The organism is Agathobaculum sp., assembly GCF_034098985.1.
GTDB lineage: Bacteria > Bacillota > Clostridia > Oscillospirales > Butyricicoccaceae > Agathobaculum.
The window spans coordinates 50236-65597 of record NZ_JAXEOA010000004.1; the positions used below are offsets into that span (position 1 = coordinate 50236).

A 15362-nucleotide genomic window follows, 5' to 3' on the forward strand; every position below is an offset into this window, starting at 1 on the left:
TGGATGATTCCTCCTATATATTACAATGAGTAATTACCTGCCGAGCAGCGCGAGCGTGACCGGGTCGACGCCTGCGGGCTCACCGTCGCCTTTCGCCGGGCCGACGGCGGCCTTGCGGTTTTTCGCGTTTTGCTCAACGGCGGCGAGCTGGTCTTTCAGCTCGAGCAGTTCCCATTTGCGGTACGCCGCGACGAGCGAGCCCTCGGCCTGCGCCCAGTCCCAGACCTGCTGGGGGATGTCCTCGGGGCGCACGTCGGGGTATTCCTCGACGAACGCCGCGTAGATCTGGCCGTTTGACAGCCCGCCCGCCGCGCGGTTGCGGCGGATATAAGCGTTCTGTTTGGAAAGGCCCTGCTCGGCCGCGGCGATCAGCTCATCGAGCGTCAGCTCGCGCGTTTCGCCGTCCACTGTGACCGGAAAGACCTGTTCGGCGGGCGTTTCCGCCGGGGGCTGCTGCGAAAACGGGTCGCGTTCGGCGGCGGCTGCGTCAAGGCTGGGGTTCTGCTTCATGGTTCGGTTCCTCCTTTTGTGTCTGGCGCTGCATGCGAAGCGCGTGCAGCAGGTCATTTTTGCCGCGAAGCTGGTGGTCGGGCACGTTTTCGAGATACAGCAGCGGATCGGAGATCACGCCGCTTTCGAGCAGGTGGTCGTTCGTGACCGTCTGCATGGTCTCGGACCAGTAGCTGGCCGCGCCCACGTCGACCTGCAGCCGCAGGTCACGCCCGGCGAGCGCGGAAAAGTCGAAGGACTGTATTTGCGGCTCGCCGCCCGCTTCATCCGGCACGGCGAGCCGGCGCACGCCGTAGTGCGCGCCTATCAGGTCGAGGAAGATGCGCGCCCAGTCCTCGGTGAAGCGGTAAAACTCCATGCGGGTCAGCTCAAGTGGCGCGGCGGTCGCGTTCTGCACCGCGACGATCGCCGACGTGTTGTCCGGCCGCACCGTGCCGAGCGCGGCCTCGGAAGCGCCCATCAGTTCCATCGTGTCGGTCATCATCTGCTTTAGAAGCGTCAGCACCTGCGCCGAGATGTCGGGCGCCTTGAACGCCGCCGCGATCGCCTCGTTCGGATTGCCTCGCATGCCCACCGCTTTGCCCACATCGTTCGACCAGCCCTTGGGGAAGCGGGTCATGTCGTATACGATTTTGGGGAACGCGACCTGCTTGATGCACTGCACGTACATCGAATACAGCTTGTTGATCGCGATCTGATTGGGGATGGCTTCCGTGAGCGGGCTTTCGCCGTGGCAGGAATTGCGCACGCGGTTCCAGCTCATGTAAGCGACCGGGTAAAGCCGGTAGGGCAGTGTCTTTTCGCGCATAACTGTGGCGGTGCGCGTGGTTTTGGAAAACGCCACGCCGCCGTCCACCTTGCGCATATGCAGCAGCACGGTCACGCGGCTGCCGTCCTCCTCGGAAACGGTCAGGCGTTCGCTTTCGGCGTCGGGCACGATGGCGGAAATCTCGTCCGCGCGCAGGCCGTTTTTCCTGGCCTCCTCGCGCACCTCGTCCACATCGCGGCGCATGGCGATGATGAGGTAAGGCTGCTTCTGCACATCGTCTGACGCAGGGTTTCCGAAGTAGATACTGGTCGAGTCGATTAGTTCGACCGCGAGGTCGCCCTTGACCGCCTGCCCGGTTTCGAGCGCGGGGTCGAAATGGATGTAAAAGCAGCCGTCGCCGTCGACGCAGGCGTTTTTGAGCAGGCCGCGCCCCAGCGTCTTGACGCCCGACCGCTCGATGGCTGAGGCGAACGCCCGGTCGAGCACGCGCGCGGTTTTGCGGTCTTCGGGCGTGTCGTCGAAAGGCTTCGCGCGCACGGCGATATCGTCCGACACCAGCATGGATACGAACAGGTTGACGCAGCGGCGCAGGACATTAAAAATGAGCGGATCGAGCGACTGCACGCGCAGCCCCTCCCACTGGCGGCCTAAATAGAACGCCTCGTTCCGGCGCACGCGGTCATATAGGCCGATCGAGCGTTTATAGTCCTGCCCGCGCTCGTACCGCCGCCACACGGCGGCGGGAGACAGGTCAAGCTTCATCGGACTCCTCCTCTCCGCCAAAGGCGAGCATGGCGCGGATGTCGCGCGTCAGCTGGTCGTCGGGTTCGGCGCTGCCCGCAGCGGGCGGCTCGCGCCAGCAGGGCAGGGAAAAGCCGCCGGAAATCACCGCGCCGGTCACAACGAGCAGCGCCGCGCCCAAACAGGTCAAAATGATGGTCATAAATGGGTTTCCTCCTTTGTCAGTAGCTGAGAAACGCGCCGATCTCACAGTCGTACGCGCTGGGCCGCGCGGGGGCGGCCGGTTCGCGGACGGTCGCGGCGTAGCCGCGCAGCGCGTCGGGGGCGTGGGTCAGCTCGTGCGGCGCGCCCGCCACGTCGGACGGGTTTCTCGCATCGTGCCGCAGCGCGGGCAGCGTGCGGATCAGGTTGCGGCAGGTTTCCGCCACGGTGAGCAGCGGCCTGCCGTCCCTTCGCGGGACGAGCAGCTCGTGCAGCGCGAGCCAGCCGGAAACGCGGTTGTTGTCGCTCTTTTCAAAGTCTAGCCCGCACTCGGAAAACAGCTCGGCCGCGCTTTTGCCCGTTTCCTGCCGTCGGTTCCATAAGTCGGGCGGGGCGAGGCGGCAGTCGATCTGCTCATTTGCGCTTTCGCACGCGCGGATGCGCGCCGCGGCTTCGGAAATGATGAGGTTTGGCTCGTACAGCTCGCGATAGACCAGGCTCCTGCCGTCCGGGCTTTGTGCGATCCACAGGGCGGCGAGCATGTCGAGGCCATAGTCGATCGTCAGACAGCGCCGCCAACCGCGCGGGATCGGGTGCGGCGGCACGACATGGAGCGCGGGCGACCATTCGGTGAAATACCGCCCCTCGTCGAGCTCCCACACACCGTCGAGCAAGGCGCGGCGGTCGTGTATGGAAAGCAGGCGCAGGCGCTTTTCGTAATCCGGGTCGGCGCGGCGCAAAAAGGGGTTGTCCGCGAGACAGGCGGGCAGGAACAGCCGCGAGCCGCCGTCAAACTCGGCCACCGTGCCGGGCGGCATAGGGTCGATATACCGGGCTTTGACCCAGTGGTGGCCAACCCCACCCGGATTGGTCGTGCTTTTCACCTGCTTGGGATAGCCGTTCGCCCCGCGAACGCGCGAGATGAGATAGGTGAACTGGCTTTCGGTGAAGTGTGTGAGCTCGTCGAAGCGCAAAACGTCGTATTCGGCGGATTGATAGCGCGTCACGTCGCTCTCCGCATCGCAAAAGCCAAATTCGAGCACCGAGCCGTTTTGAAACCGCCACTGGTGCTCGCCAACTTTATAGGACGCGATGCGCTGCGGGTACAGCCGGAGCGACGCGGGCACGAGCGAGCGCTCGAGCTCGGGCATGGTGCGCCGCAGCATGAGCTGCCGCGAACCGGGATAGCACACGGCGAAGCGCAGCGCGTCGAGCAGCTGGCCGTGGCTTTTGCCGCCGCCCGCCGCGCCGCCGAACAGCGTTTCAAACGCCGTCGACCCGATGAACGCCGCCTGCCTGCGCGTTACGGGGTATTCGTACTGTCCTCGATGCGAAAGACGATCTCGACCGCTTCCGCCTCCGCCTCGTCCCCGCTCAGCATCGCACCCTTGCCGACCGTCCGGTCCAGAATCTCCTTGATGGCGGACAGGCGGCTGTTGGCCGGCGCTTCCGCGTCCCCGGCGATGTCGTACAGCATGGCGACAAGCGCGCCGGGGTCGTCGTTTGGTCGCAAGATGGCATCTCCTCCTTTCCGGGATGGATTTGCTTACTTTTCCCGTGAGGCATAGAATAGCCGGGTTTTCCACGCGCGTCAAGAAAAATAAGAACATATGTTCGCGTGATTTGACTTGCATTTCGGAGGCCGATAGGGTATGTTAATAAGGAATGAAAGCGAAACGAAAAGGAGACAGGCATGCAAAACATTGATCTGATCGCGCTCGATTTGGACGGCACCGCGCTTGCGCCCGGAAACACCGTCACGGAGGCGACGAAAGCCGCGGTTACACGCGCCCGCGCCGCGGGCGTGCACATCGTCATCGCGACCGGGCGCATCTGCGGCGAAGCGCGCGAGTTTGCGCGTGAGATCGGCGCGGACGACCTGATGGTCACCTCGGGCGGCGCGGCGCTCTCCAGCATCCGGTACGGCACATGCACCATGCGCATCTCGATGCCGTGGGAGCCCGCCGTGCGCGCGGCGGCGGTGGTAGAGCGCATCGGCATGACCGCGATGGTCTATGCTGCCGAGACCATCCTCATCACGCCTTATGACGACCTGGAGTTCGGAAAATACAAGTCAAACGAGGGCTATCTGGCGGTCAAAAAGGTGGTGCCGTCGGTCGCGGAGCATATCGCGGACGAGCGGCTGTCGGTCGATAAGATCTTTGTGCGCAGCGGCGACCCCGCCATGCTGCGAAACGCACGGCGGCAGCTTGCCGGCATTCCGGGTGTGCGCGTTATGAGCTCGGCCGAGGACAACCTTGAGATCGTGTCGCCCATCGCGGATAAGGGCACGGCGCTCGGCATGCTGTGCCGCACGCTGGGCACCGACCTTTCACGCGCCGCCGCCATCGGCGACAGCGAAAACGATCTCGAGATGCTGCGCGCCGTCTCGCTGCCGGTTGCCATGGGCAACGCGTCCGACGCGGTCAAGGCCGCGAGCGTCTTTACAACGCGGTCAAACGCCGAGGACGGCGTGGCCGCCGCAATCGAAAAAATTCTCTTGTAAAGGACGAAAAGGGAGCGGAAACGCTTCCTTTTTTAGGTGGTAAAACCGGAATATCTATGATATAATGAACCCGTATGTAAAAACGTTCCCCCAACGAGAGGAGAGACACCATGAGTTTACTGTTTGCGATCATCCTCGGCCTGGTGCAGGGCCTGACTGAATTTTTACCCGTATCGTCGTCCGGCCATCTGGTGCTGGCGCAGTCGATCATGGGGAGCGCGGCCAACATCGAGGCGGATTATATGCTGTTCGACGTGCTGCTGCACTTCGGCACGCTGTTGAGCGTCATCGTCGCGTTCTGGGGGGACATCAAGGAGCTGTTTTTGGAGTTCTTCGGCTGGATCCGGGACGGGTTCAAGATCAACGGACATCCGTACCGCCGCTTCCTTATCATGATTTTGATTACGATCGTGCCCATGTTCGCCATGCTGCCGGTCAAGTCCAAGCTGGAGGGCTTTTTCTCCAACCCGCTTCTGGTTGGCCTGCTGCTGCTGGTCACCGCCGCGATCCTGCTGCTCTCCGAAAAGGCGCCCAAGAAACAGAAGACCGAGCAAAACGCCACCTGGCTGGACGCGCTGCTGGTCGGCGTGGCGCAGTGCTTTGCGGTGCTGCCCGGCCTGTCCCGCTCGGGTACGACGATCTGCGCCGGCCTGTTCCGCGGCTTTTCGCGGGAATTTGCCGTGCGGTTCGCGTTTATTATGTCGCTGCCCGTCATTCTGGGCGCGAATATTTTGGAACTGGCCGACGCGGTGCAGAATCCGGCTGCGGCGGGCGCAGTGCCGCTGTATATCTATATCGTAGGCATTCTGGTTGCGATGGTAGCGGGTCTTGCGGCGATTAAATTGGTCAAATATGTGTCCAAGAGCGGGCATTTCCGCCCGTTCGCGGTATATTGTGCGCTGATCGGCGTGGTCACCATCGTGGTCACCCTGATCCACAATGTGTAAGTGAGGGAAAAGTTCCGTGGCTGCTAGAAAATCCACAACAAAAAAACCGGCGCCCAAGCGGGCGGCGCCCCGGCGCAATGAACCGCCTGCGCCTGACAGCATCATGTCGCGCACGGCGTGGGGGGTTGTCTGGGCGCTTATCGGCCTACTGTGCCTGCTGGCGCTGCTGCCGATCGACGGCTTCGTGCTCAAAGCGTTACATAACGGCCTCGGCGCGGTGATCGGCAAGGGCGTCTATGTGCTGCCGTTCGCGCTGTTCGGGCTGGCCGCGCTGCTGTTTACGCGGCGCAAGGGCCCAGTGCGTCTGCGGGGTATCTGCATCGCGCTGCTGCCCGTGCTGCTCGGCTCGATCGTGCATGCGTTTACCTGCGCGAACGAGTACCAGCTTTCGATGACCGCCCTGACCGAACTTCTCAAGACCGGGCTCGCGGGCGAGTCCGGCGGCCTTCTTTCCGGCGTGCTGTATGTGGCGCTCGAGTGGGCGCTGTCGTCCATCGGCGCGCTGATCATTCTGCTGGTGCTGACGCTGGCCGCGTTGCTGACTGCGCTCCGGGTCACGCCCGCCGCGCTGTTTGACATGTTCAAAGCGCCCGATTATGAATATGAGGACGAAGAGGAGCGTGAGCGCTATGAAGCGCCGCCCAAGCTGCCGAACGTCCATGAGGTCGCGGCGGCGCGGGCGGAAAAACGCGCGGCGCGGCGCGGACCGGTCAACATCGATATCCCATTGGATGACGGACCGGCTTCCACGGCGCCGGCGGACAAGCCGCAGAAAAAGCCGGTCGCGCCTGATGAATACCTGCGCTCTTTAGGCGATAAGGAGGTCACGGGCGAGCAGACCAGTATCCTTGATTTGGTGGAAAACAAGCCGGAGGACGACGAGCCACCGTTTGAAGCGGACAAGCCGCCCAAACAGGAGAAGATTACCCCCAAGGAGCAGTCCGCCATCAGCGCGGAGATCGACGAGAGCCAGAAAGCCCCCGTCCCGGTGTACGACTATCCGCCGCTCGACCTGCTGGCACAGGGAAAGCGCGTGTCGGCCGCGGGGGTGGAGCACGAGCTGCAGGAAAATTCGGAATGTCTGATCGACACGCTGCAATCGTTCGGTATCGATGCGCAGATCATCGGCATCGTGCGCGGCCCGTCGGTCACGCGGTTTGAGCTGACCATCCCGCGCGGCATCAAAATTTCGCGCATCTCCTCGCTGTCGGACGATATTGCGTTGTCGCTCGGCGCGGTCTCGGTGCGCATCGCGCCCATCCCGGATAAAATGGCCGTCGGCATCGAGGTACCGAACAAGGCGACGAGCACGGTCTACATCCGCGAATGCATCGGTTCGCCCGCGTTCTCGAACGCGCGCAGCCGCCTATCCTACGCAGTCGGCAAGGACATCACGGGCAAGCCGGTCATCGGCGATATCGCCAAGATGCCGCATATGCTGATTGCTGGTACGACAGGCTCGGGCAAATCGGTCTGCATCAACTCGATGCTCATTTCGCTGCTTTATAAATCGACGCCCGAGGAAGTACGCCTCATCATGGTCGACCCCAAAATGGTCGAGTTGGGCAACTACAACGGCATCCCGCACCTGCTCATCCCGGTCGTGACCGACCCGAAAAAGGCGGCGGGCGCTTTAAACTGGGCGGTGGGCGAGATGGAGCGCCGCTATAAGCTCTTTGCCGACCATCAGGTGCGCAACCTCGTCGGCTACAACGATCTCCAGCGCGCCGAGCGCGCCAAGGCCGAAAAGGAAGAGGGCGGAAACCCCGAGCTGTATCAGGTGCTGCCGCAGATCGTCATCGTGATCGACGAGCTGGCCGACCTGATGATGGTCGCGGCCAAAGAGGTCGAGACCTCGATCTGCCGCATCGCGCAGAAAGCGCGCGCGGCGGGCATGCATCTTGTTGTTGCCACACAGCGACCCTCGGCGGACGTGATCACCGGCATCATGAAAGCCAATATCCCCTCGCGCATCGCGTTCGCGGTGGCGAGCCAGATCGAGTCGCGCATTATCCTCGATACGACGGGCGCGGAAAAGCTCATCGGCAAGGGCGATATGCTCTATGCCCCGCTCGGCGAGGGCAAGCCGACCCGCGTGCAGGGCTGCTTTATCTCTTCGGATGAGATAGAAGCTGTTATTGCGCATATCAAGGAGACAAGCACTGCCGAATACAATGAAGAGATCCTCGAGCATATCGAGCGCCAGGCCGAAGCTTCTGAAAAAGGCGGGAACGGCTCCTCGGGCGGCAATGCCGCCGACGACGAGGACGAAATGCTGGAGGAGGCCATCGACGTTGTCATCGACTGCAAGCAGGCATCCACCTCGATGCTGCAGCGCCGCCTGAAGCTGGGCTATTCACGTGCCGCCCGCATCATCGATCAGATGGAGGAGCGCGGCATCATAGGCCCGTTTGAGGGCTCAAAGCCGCGGCAAATCCTGATTTCCCGCGAGGACTGGCAGGAAATGCGGATGCGCCGTCACGACAACCCGTAAACCCAAAGCCTTGCCCCGTGGGGCAAGGCTTTGACACATCACAAGGAGGAATAGAAATGCCACTGACCAAAATTGATATTGCGGAGCAGTCTTTTAACCCCTTTGCACTGCTCGCTAAGGACTGGATGCTCGTTTCCGCAGGCACCGAAGAGAAATGGAACACTATGACGGCGAGCTGGGGCGGCGTCGGCGTAATCTGGGGCAAGCCCTCGGCCACCGCTTATATCCGCCACAGCCGCTATACGAAGGAATTTGTTGATAACTCTGAGTATTTTACGATTACATTTTTACAAGATGGACACCGTGACGTGCTCAGCCTGCTCGGATCCAAATCGGGCCGCGATATCGACAAGATGCACGGGAGCGGCCTGACGCCCGTATTTGTCGATGGACAGCCGACATTTGAGGAGGCAAAACTCGTGCTTGTGTGCAAAAAGCGCTGCAAGAGCGAGATCGCGCCCGGGGATATTCTGCAGGACGAAACGCTCGATAAGTGGTATGCCGACAAAGATTATCATACGATGTACCTCGGCGAGATCATCGCGGCTTATCAGGGCTGAACGCGAAAAATTAACAAGCTGGACACCGGAATTTCACATCATTCCGGTATGATCCGGGCAGAACCGAAAGGGGCGGGCCGATGAAAAAGAAACTGCTGTCGATGCTGCTGGCCGTGCTGCTGGCGGCCGGCGCTGTGCCGCAGGCCGCGGCGGGCTATGAAAACTTCCAAGCCGTCAATTCCTATTCACAGGGACAGTTTAGCGATGTTGCCGCATCGGCCTGGTATGCGCAGGACGTTGCGCTCGCCTATGAATATGGGCTGATAAACGGCCGGACCGCGTCAACATTTGCGCCCGACGGCCTGCTGACGCTGGGCGAAGCGGTCAAACTGGCCGCGTGCCTGAACAGCATGTATGAAACCGGCTCGGCCGCGTTTGAGCCCTCCAAGCCGTGGTATCAGACCTATGTAGACTACGCGCTGGACGCCGGCGTGCTCGCCGCGCCCTACGCGGACTATAACGCGAACGCCACGCGCGCGCAGTTTGCCGCGCTCTTTGCTGCCGCTCTGCCCGAAGAGGCTCTCGCGGCGGTAAACGACGTGGAGGACGGCGCAATTCCTGACGTGCCGCAGGACAGCGGCTATGCGGATGCGGTCTACCGGCTGTACCGCGCGGGCGTGCTGACCGGCTCGGACGCACGCGGCACGTTCCACCCGGACAGCCCGATCAAGCGCAGCGAGGTCGCGGCGATTGCCGCCCGCATGGCGGATGAGACCCGCCGCAAGACGGTCTCGTTCACAGCGCCTATGGACCGGCAGGGCGTCTATGATGCGTGCATGCCCGCTGTGTTCAAGCTTTACAGCTATAATGAAGCAGGCAAGGCGCTCGGCGTGGGCAGCGGCGTGGTCATCAGCGAGGACGGCGAAGCCGTGACCTGCGGCCACGTGGTCAATGGCGCGCACGGTTTGACGGCTGAATTTGCCGACGGTACGCGCGTCGAGGTCGAGGGCATTTACGATATGGATGCGGTGACCGATCTCGCACGTCTCAAACTTTCCGGAAGCGGGTTTGCATATGTGGAGATTGACGAAAAACCGGTCTTGGGAGAAAGCGTGTTTATTCTGGGTTATCCGGGCGGCGGTGATGCAAAGCTGACCGCGGGCGAGCTGCTCGCGACGGACGACGACATGCTGTTTACGCCCCTGCTGCGCACGAACGCGTCCGCGCGGAGCGGCAATTCGGGAGGCGCGCTGGTCAACGCTTATGGAAAGCTCATCGGCATCGTGTCGAACGGTGAAGACCAAACATCCTATGCCGTGCCCATTTCCAACCTCGCCGGCCTGTCCGGCTCGGTGCTCTCTACGATGGATGCATACACGAAGGCGCACATGCCCGATGCGTCCCAGTGTTACAGCGGCCTATACCCGGTGCCCGATTTTGGAAAAGTAGCCGGCGCGACGCCTGTCGGCAGTGAACGCGCGGTCATGCGGGAGGGGACGGCGGTCCATTATTACTATGCGCTTCCCTCGTCTGATGAGGCGTTCGACAGGCTGTTTATGGAGTATTACAAGCTCTGTATGCAGCATTCGTTTTATAGGTTTTCCGGCGATCAGCTTTCTTCCTCGGCCGGATATCCGTATATCATCAGCTTTGGACAACAGTATTACCGCGGGCGCATGGTGCTCGTACTTCAAATCATCAGCACCACTCCGGCAGTGATCGGCGGCCTTCCCAAGGCCGCCGCTTTTTTATCGGTATGATTTCACAAAAACGCAGAAAAGTGAATGGTTAAAAGCGATTTAATCACTTTTTTCTGCATAAAACTGCTCCTACAGAAGAAAAATGAAAAAAGAAATGTGGAAAATGCTGCCGGGAAGCATTTGGTTTCGGCGTTCTGCATAATCTGAAAGCGGGAATTAGGTAAAATTCTACAATAGAACAGCGAATGGGTGGCGTGGTATAATATGCTTGTGTAACAGAAAAGGGAAAAGAACAAGCAATCGCAACGAATGGAGGAAACCAACCAAATGAAGAAGTACGTTTACATGTTCACCGAGGGAAACGGCTCGATGCGCGAGCTGCTCGGCGGCAAGGGCGCCAATCTGGCTGAAATGACCGGGCTGGGCATGCCGGTGCCGCAGGGCTTCACGATCACCACCGAGGCCTGCACCCGCTACTATGAGGACGGCAAGACCATCTATCCCGATATTCAGGATCAGATCATGGAATATCTGGATCAGCTGGAGAAGATCACCGAGAAAACGCTCGGCGACCCCGCCCGCCCGTTGCTGGTGTCGGTTCGTTCGGGCGCGCGCGCCTCGATGCCCGGCATGATGGACACCATCTTAAACCTCGGCATGAACGATGAGATCTGCGAAGCGGTCGCAAAGCTCACGAACAACCCGCGTTTCGCACGCGACTCCTACCGCCGCTTCATCCAGATGTTTTCGGACGTCGTCATGGAGCTGCCCAAATCCTCGTTTGAGCAGTTTATCGACCAGGTCAAGGACAAAAAGGGCGTCAAGATGGACAACGAGCTCGACGCTGACGATATGTCCGAGCTGATCGTACTCTTCAAGGAGCACTATAAAAAATCGCTGGGCGAAGATTTCCCGCAGGATCCCAAAAAGCAGCTTATGGAAGCGGTTCGCGCAGTATTCCGTTCGTGGGACAATCCCCGCGCCAACACCTACCGCCGCATGAACGACATCCCGCATTCGTGGGGCACGGCGGTCAACGTCCAGTCGATGGTATTCGGCAATATGGGCGATACCTCGGGCACCGGCGTTGCATTCACCCGTAACCCGGCGACCGGTGAAAAGAAGCTGTACGGCGAGTTCCTGATGAACGCACAGGGCGAGGACGTGGTCGCGGGCATCCGCACGCCGCAGCCGATCTCGGCGCTCGCAGACACTATGCCCGACGTATACCAGCAGTTTGTCGATATCTCCAGCCGCCTAGAGCAGCATTACGGCGACATGCAGGACATGGAGTTCACCATTGAGAATGCCAAGCTCTACATGCTCCAGACCCGTAACGGCAAGCGCACCGCGCAGGCCGCTTTGAAGGTCGCGGTCGATCTGGTCGACGAGGGCGTATGCACCAAGGAGCAGGCCATCATGAAGGTCGAGCCCAAGCAGATGGACGCGCTGCTGCACCCGACGTTCGTGCAGGCTGCGCTCAAGGCCGCAAAGCCGGTCACCACCGGCCTGCCGGCGTCCCCCGGCGCGGCGTGCGGCGCGGTGTATTTCACAGCGGAGGAAGCCGCCAAGGCGCACAAGACGGGCGCGAAGGTCGTGCTCGTGCGTCAGGAGACTTCTCCTGAGGATATCGACGGCATGGCCGTTTCCGAGGGCATCATGACCGCCCGCGGCGGCATGACCAGCCACGCGGCGGTCGTCGCGCGCGGCATGGGCACGTGCTGCGTCGCCGGCGTGAACGATATCAAGGTGTCCGAAGCTGACAAAACCATCACCTTTGGCGACGGCACCGTCGTCCACGAGGGCGATTTCCTGTCGCTCGACGGCTCGACCGGCAACGTCTATCTGGGCAAGATCGACACGCAGGAAGCCGAGCTGACCGGCGACTTCGGCCGCTTCATGGGCTGGGCGGACGAGATTCGCACGCTTCACGTCCGCACCAACGGCGATACCCCGCGCGACGCGACGCAGGCGCGCAAATTTGGCGCGGAGGGCATCGGCCTTTGCCGCACCGAGCACATGTTCTTCGAGGCCGAGCGCATCAAGGCTGTGCGCGAGATGATCGTGTCCGACACGGTCGAGCAGCGCAAGGCGGCGCTCGCCAAGATTCTGCCCATGCAGCGCGGCGACTTTGAGGCGATCTACCGTGCGATGGGCGGCCTGCCCGTCACCATCCGCCTGCTCGATCCTCCGCTGCACGAGTTCCTGCCGCACGAAGAGTCCGAGGTGCGCGAGTTGGCTTCGCAGATGGGCATTTCGTTTGAAAAGCTCGAAGCCAAGGTCGAGGATCTGCACGAGTTCAACCCGATGCTGGGCACCCGCGGCTGCCGTCTGGACGTTCTATATCCCGAGATTGCCGAGATGCAGACCGAAGCCATCATTTCGGCGGCCATCAACGTCGTTAAGGCGGACGGCCTGAATATCACGCCCGAGATCATGGTGCCGCTCGTTTCCGACATTAACGAGCTGCGGTTCGTCAAGAAAGTCATCAAGGATAAGGCCGATGAGCTGATCGAGCAGAGCGGCCTTAAGATGAAATATATGGTCGGCACGATGATCGAGACCCCGCGCGCGGCTGTTACCGCGGACGAGATCGCCGAGGAGGCCGAGTTCTTCTCCTTTGGCACAAACGATCTGACCCAGATGACCTACGGCTTCTCACGCGACGATGTGGGCCGTATTCTGGACTGCTATTTCGATAAGAAGATCCTCGAGAGCGATCCGTTTGCCCGTCTCGATCAGAACGGCGTTGGCAAGCTGGTCAAATATGCGGTAGAAAGCGGCAAGCGCGTCCGCCCGGATATCAAGCTGGGTATCTGCGGCGAGCACGGCGGCGACCTGTCTTCCGTCGAGTTCTGCCACAATGTCGGCCTGAACTATGTTTCCTGCTCGCCCTTCCGCGTGCCGATCGCCCGTCTGGCGGCGGCGCAGGCGCGTGTCAAGGAGCTTGGCAAGGCGTAAATTGATGCAAAAAACGGCTGTCCGCTGGACAGCCGTTTTTTTTGTTTGCCCGCGGTGCGCGGATTTGGTATAATAGAAAAAATGGCTATCGTGCGGAAAAAACGCCGATGAGCAGGGAAAGGGCAAAATCCAGGCCGGCCCGGAACGCGTCCTCCGCAAGCCCGTTCGCCTCGGCGCGGGCGGAACGGCAGATGCGCTCAAGCTGCTGCTGCCCCTCCTCGGACAGGCGCGGATACAGCGCCGCATAATCCTGATGCGCGCGCCATTGCGCGGGTTCGGGCATATTGCGGTAGCCGTAGGCATAATAAAGGTCGTTCAGAAATGTGTTCATAAGACATCACCAGCCAGTTCATTAATCATGAACTTATTATAGTTCACGAAACGTGAACTGTCAATAGGAAAGGAGAAAAAAGTTGGATTATATTGATAGGCTGAAAAAAGCCCGATTAGACAAAAACTTGCGACAACAAGATGTCAGTGAACATTTAGGAATTGCGAAATCAACGTATAGCATGTATGAAACTCGCAAGAATAAAATGGATATTGAAACATTTGCCGAACTTTGCAGGCTTTTTAACGTAACGCCTAATGAAATGCTGGGCTTTGACGAATAACTATGGCAAAGCGCGAAAAAGAGTGCTATAATACATTGGAATGATATGGATAGAGGGTGCGATCATGAAAGGAATTATTCTCGCGGCGGGCAAAGGCTCTCGCCTATATCCGATGACGCGGCCGGTCTGCAAACCACTCCTGCCTGTCTACGATAAACCGATGATCTATTATCCGCTCGCCGTGCTCATGCAGGCCGGCGTGCGCGATATCATGATCATTATTCCCCCTGGAGAGGAAGGCCCATTTTACCGCCTGCTCGGCTCGGGCGCGCGCTTCGGCGTCAACATTTGCTATGAGGTGCAGGAGGTCGCGCGCGGCATCGCGGACGCGCTGCTCATCGGCGAACAGTTTGTCGGCGGGGACGACGTGTGCCTGGTTCTGGGCGACAACATCTTCCATTCGCTCGATTTTGAAAACTATCTGCATCAGGCCACGGCGCGCGAAAAGGGCGCGTGCGTGTTCGGCTATTATGTGGCCGACCCCCGCGCGTTCGGCGTGGTCGAGTTCGACGAGAGCGGCAACGCCGTTTCGATCGAGGAAAAGCCCCGTTTTCCGAAATCCAACTATATCATCCCCGGCTTGTATTTTTATGACAACCAGGTCATGGAGATCGCGCACAATTTGAAGCCCTCGGCGCGCGGCGAACTGGAAATTACTGACGTAAACCTCGAATACCTGCGGCGCGGCGAGCTGCATGTCGTCAAGCTCGACCGGGATTTTGTCTGGCTCGACGCAGGCACGGCGGACAACCTGCTGTTTTCCGCGCAGGAGGTCAAGCGCGTGCAGGATGAGACCGGGCGGTATATCGCCTGCCTCGAAGAAATCGGCTATAACCGCGGCTATATCAGTCATGAACAGCTCCAGCAGCTCAGCGGCGAGCTGAACAAAACGCTGTATGGGCAATATCTGGAGTGTCTGTAAAAGGAGCGTGCGTATGGCAGTCCACACCGAAACCAAAACGTATCATACCAAAGCCCACATGGGCATGATCGACGTGACCGACGATTTCCGCGCCGCAGTCAAGCGCGCCTGCGCGGAACACGGAGTCAAGTCCGGCATCATCACCGGCTTTACGACCGGCGGCGTGGCCGGGCTGACCACGCTCGAATTTGAGCCGGGCATCGTCCACCACGACCTGAAGGCTGCGCTCGATATTTTTTCGCCCTACCGGGACGAGACCGGCGCGGTCATCCACTACCGCCACCACGATACCTGGCACGACGATAATGGTTCGAGCCATATTAAGGCGGCGCTGCTGTCGCCGTTCATCACAGTGCCGTTCGTGGACGGTGAATTGGTCATCGGACCGTGGCAGAACCTGACACTGATCGAATGCGACACCCGCGACCGCACGCGGGACATTGTGTTTCAGGTGATGGGGGAATAAAGGTAAAAAGAAGCGCCCCGGCTGTAAGCCG

At 60.4% G+C, this 15362-nt stretch carries 15 protein-coding genes; 9 read left to right on the forward strand and 6 right to left on the reverse strand.

The features are described from left to right. Positions 1 to 33: 33 nt before the first annotated feature. The 5 genes from SO058_RS01200 to SO058_RS01220 are packed head-to-tail and all read right to left on the reverse strand — an operon-like array spanning position 34 to position 3734. The gene (locus SO058_RS01200) at positions 34 to 510 is read right to left on the reverse strand and encodes a hypothetical protein (protein WP_320841182.1); all 477 of its coding nucleotides are present in this window, start codon (positions 508 to 510) and stop codon (positions 34 to 36) included. After that, entirely contained in the window at positions 488 to 2041 is a 1554-nt protein-coding gene (locus SO058_RS01205) for a hypothetical protein (protein WP_320841183.1), read from the reverse strand. Before SO058_RS01205 ends, SO058_RS01200 begins: the two co-directional genes overlap by 23 nt. Continuing rightward, complete coding sequence (locus SO058_RS01210; protein WP_320841184.1) at positions 2031 to 2222, reverse strand: hypothetical protein; 192 nt, start codon at positions 2220 to 2222, stop codon at positions 2031 to 2033. The genes SO058_RS01205 and SO058_RS01210 overlap by 11 nt, the downstream gene beginning before the upstream one ends. 19 nt (positions 2223 to 2241) lie before the next feature. Then, the gene (locus tag SO058_RS01215; protein ID WP_320841258.1) at positions 2242 to 3504 is read right to left on the reverse strand and encodes a phage terminase large subunit; all 1263 of its coding nucleotides are present in this window, start codon (positions 3502 to 3504) and stop codon (positions 2242 to 2244) included. 20 nt (positions 3505 to 3524) lie between these two features. Beyond that, a complete protein-coding gene (locus SO058_RS01220; protein WP_320841261.1) occupies positions 3525 to 3734 on the reverse strand; it encodes a hypothetical protein in 210 nt (69 codons plus the stop codon). 180 nt (positions 3735 to 3914) lie between these two features. Here SO058_RS01220 and SO058_RS01225 point away from each other — a divergent pair, with 180 nt between their 5' ends. The 6 genes from SO058_RS01225 (at position 3915) to ppdK (ending at position 13329) form a co-directional block, all read left to right on the forward strand. Beyond that, positions 3915 to 4727, forward strand: a complete 813-nt coding sequence (locus tag SO058_RS01225; RefSeq protein ID WP_320841185.1) for a Cof-type HAD-IIB family hydrolase — start codon at positions 3915 to 3917, stop codon at positions 4725 to 4727. A 110-nt stretch (positions 4728 to 4837) separates the two neighbouring features. Then, positions 4838 to 5674 (forward strand): undecaprenyl-diphosphate phosphatase, encoded by an 837-nt coding sequence (locus SO058_RS01230; RefSeq protein ID WP_320841186.1) that lies wholly within the window; start codon positions 4838 to 4840, stop codon positions 5672 to 5674. 16 nt (positions 5675 to 5690) lie between these two features. Further along, on the forward strand, positions 5691 to 8168 hold the full coding sequence (locus SO058_RS01235; protein WP_320841187.1) for an FtsK/SpoIIIE family DNA translocase: 2478 nt from the start codon (positions 5691 to 5693) through the stop codon (positions 8166 to 8168). Positions 8169 to 8224: 56 nt separating this feature from the next. Then, on the forward strand, positions 8225 to 8728 hold the full coding sequence (locus SO058_RS01240; RefSeq protein WP_320841188.1) for a flavin reductase family protein: 504 nt from the start codon (positions 8225 to 8227) through the stop codon (positions 8726 to 8728). An 80-nt stretch (positions 8729 to 8808) separates the two neighbouring features. Then, on the forward strand, positions 8809 to 10428 hold the full coding sequence (locus SO058_RS01245) for a trypsin-like peptidase domain-containing protein (protein WP_320841189.1): 1620 nt from the start codon (positions 8809 to 8811) through the stop codon (positions 10426 to 10428). 267 nt (positions 10429 to 10695) lie between these two features. Beyond that, positions 10696 to 13329, forward strand: a complete 2634-nt coding sequence (gene ppdK, locus SO058_RS01250) for a pyruvate, phosphate dikinase (protein ID WP_320841190.1) — start codon at positions 10696 to 10698, stop codon at positions 13327 to 13329. 85 nt (positions 13330 to 13414) lie between these two features. Here the strand turns inward: ppdK and SO058_RS01255 are convergent, their stop codons facing one another. Then, a complete protein-coding gene (locus SO058_RS01255; RefSeq protein ID WP_320841191.1) occupies positions 13415 to 13660 on the reverse strand; it encodes a hypothetical protein in 246 nt (81 codons plus the stop codon). Between the two features lie 82 nt (positions 13661 to 13742). Between SO058_RS01255 and SO058_RS01260 the strand changes: the two genes are divergently transcribed. From SO058_RS01260 to SO058_RS01270, 3 genes are all read left to right on the forward strand, one after another. Further along, a complete protein-coding gene (locus SO058_RS01260) occupies positions 13743 to 13943 on the forward strand; it encodes a helix-turn-helix domain-containing protein (RefSeq protein WP_320841192.1) in 201 nt (66 codons plus the stop codon). A gap of 64 nt (positions 13944 to 14007) precedes the next feature. Continuing rightward, complete coding sequence (rfbA, locus tag SO058_RS01265; protein WP_320841193.1) at positions 14008 to 14865, forward strand: glucose-1-phosphate thymidylyltransferase RfbA; 858 nt, start codon at positions 14008 to 14010, stop codon at positions 14863 to 14865. A gap of 13 nt (positions 14866 to 14878) precedes the next feature. Next, on the forward strand, positions 14879 to 15331 hold the full coding sequence (locus SO058_RS01270; protein ID WP_320841194.1) for a YjbQ family protein: 453 nt from the start codon (positions 14879 to 14881) through the stop codon (positions 15329 to 15331). Positions 15332 to 15362 lie beyond the last annotated feature (31 nt).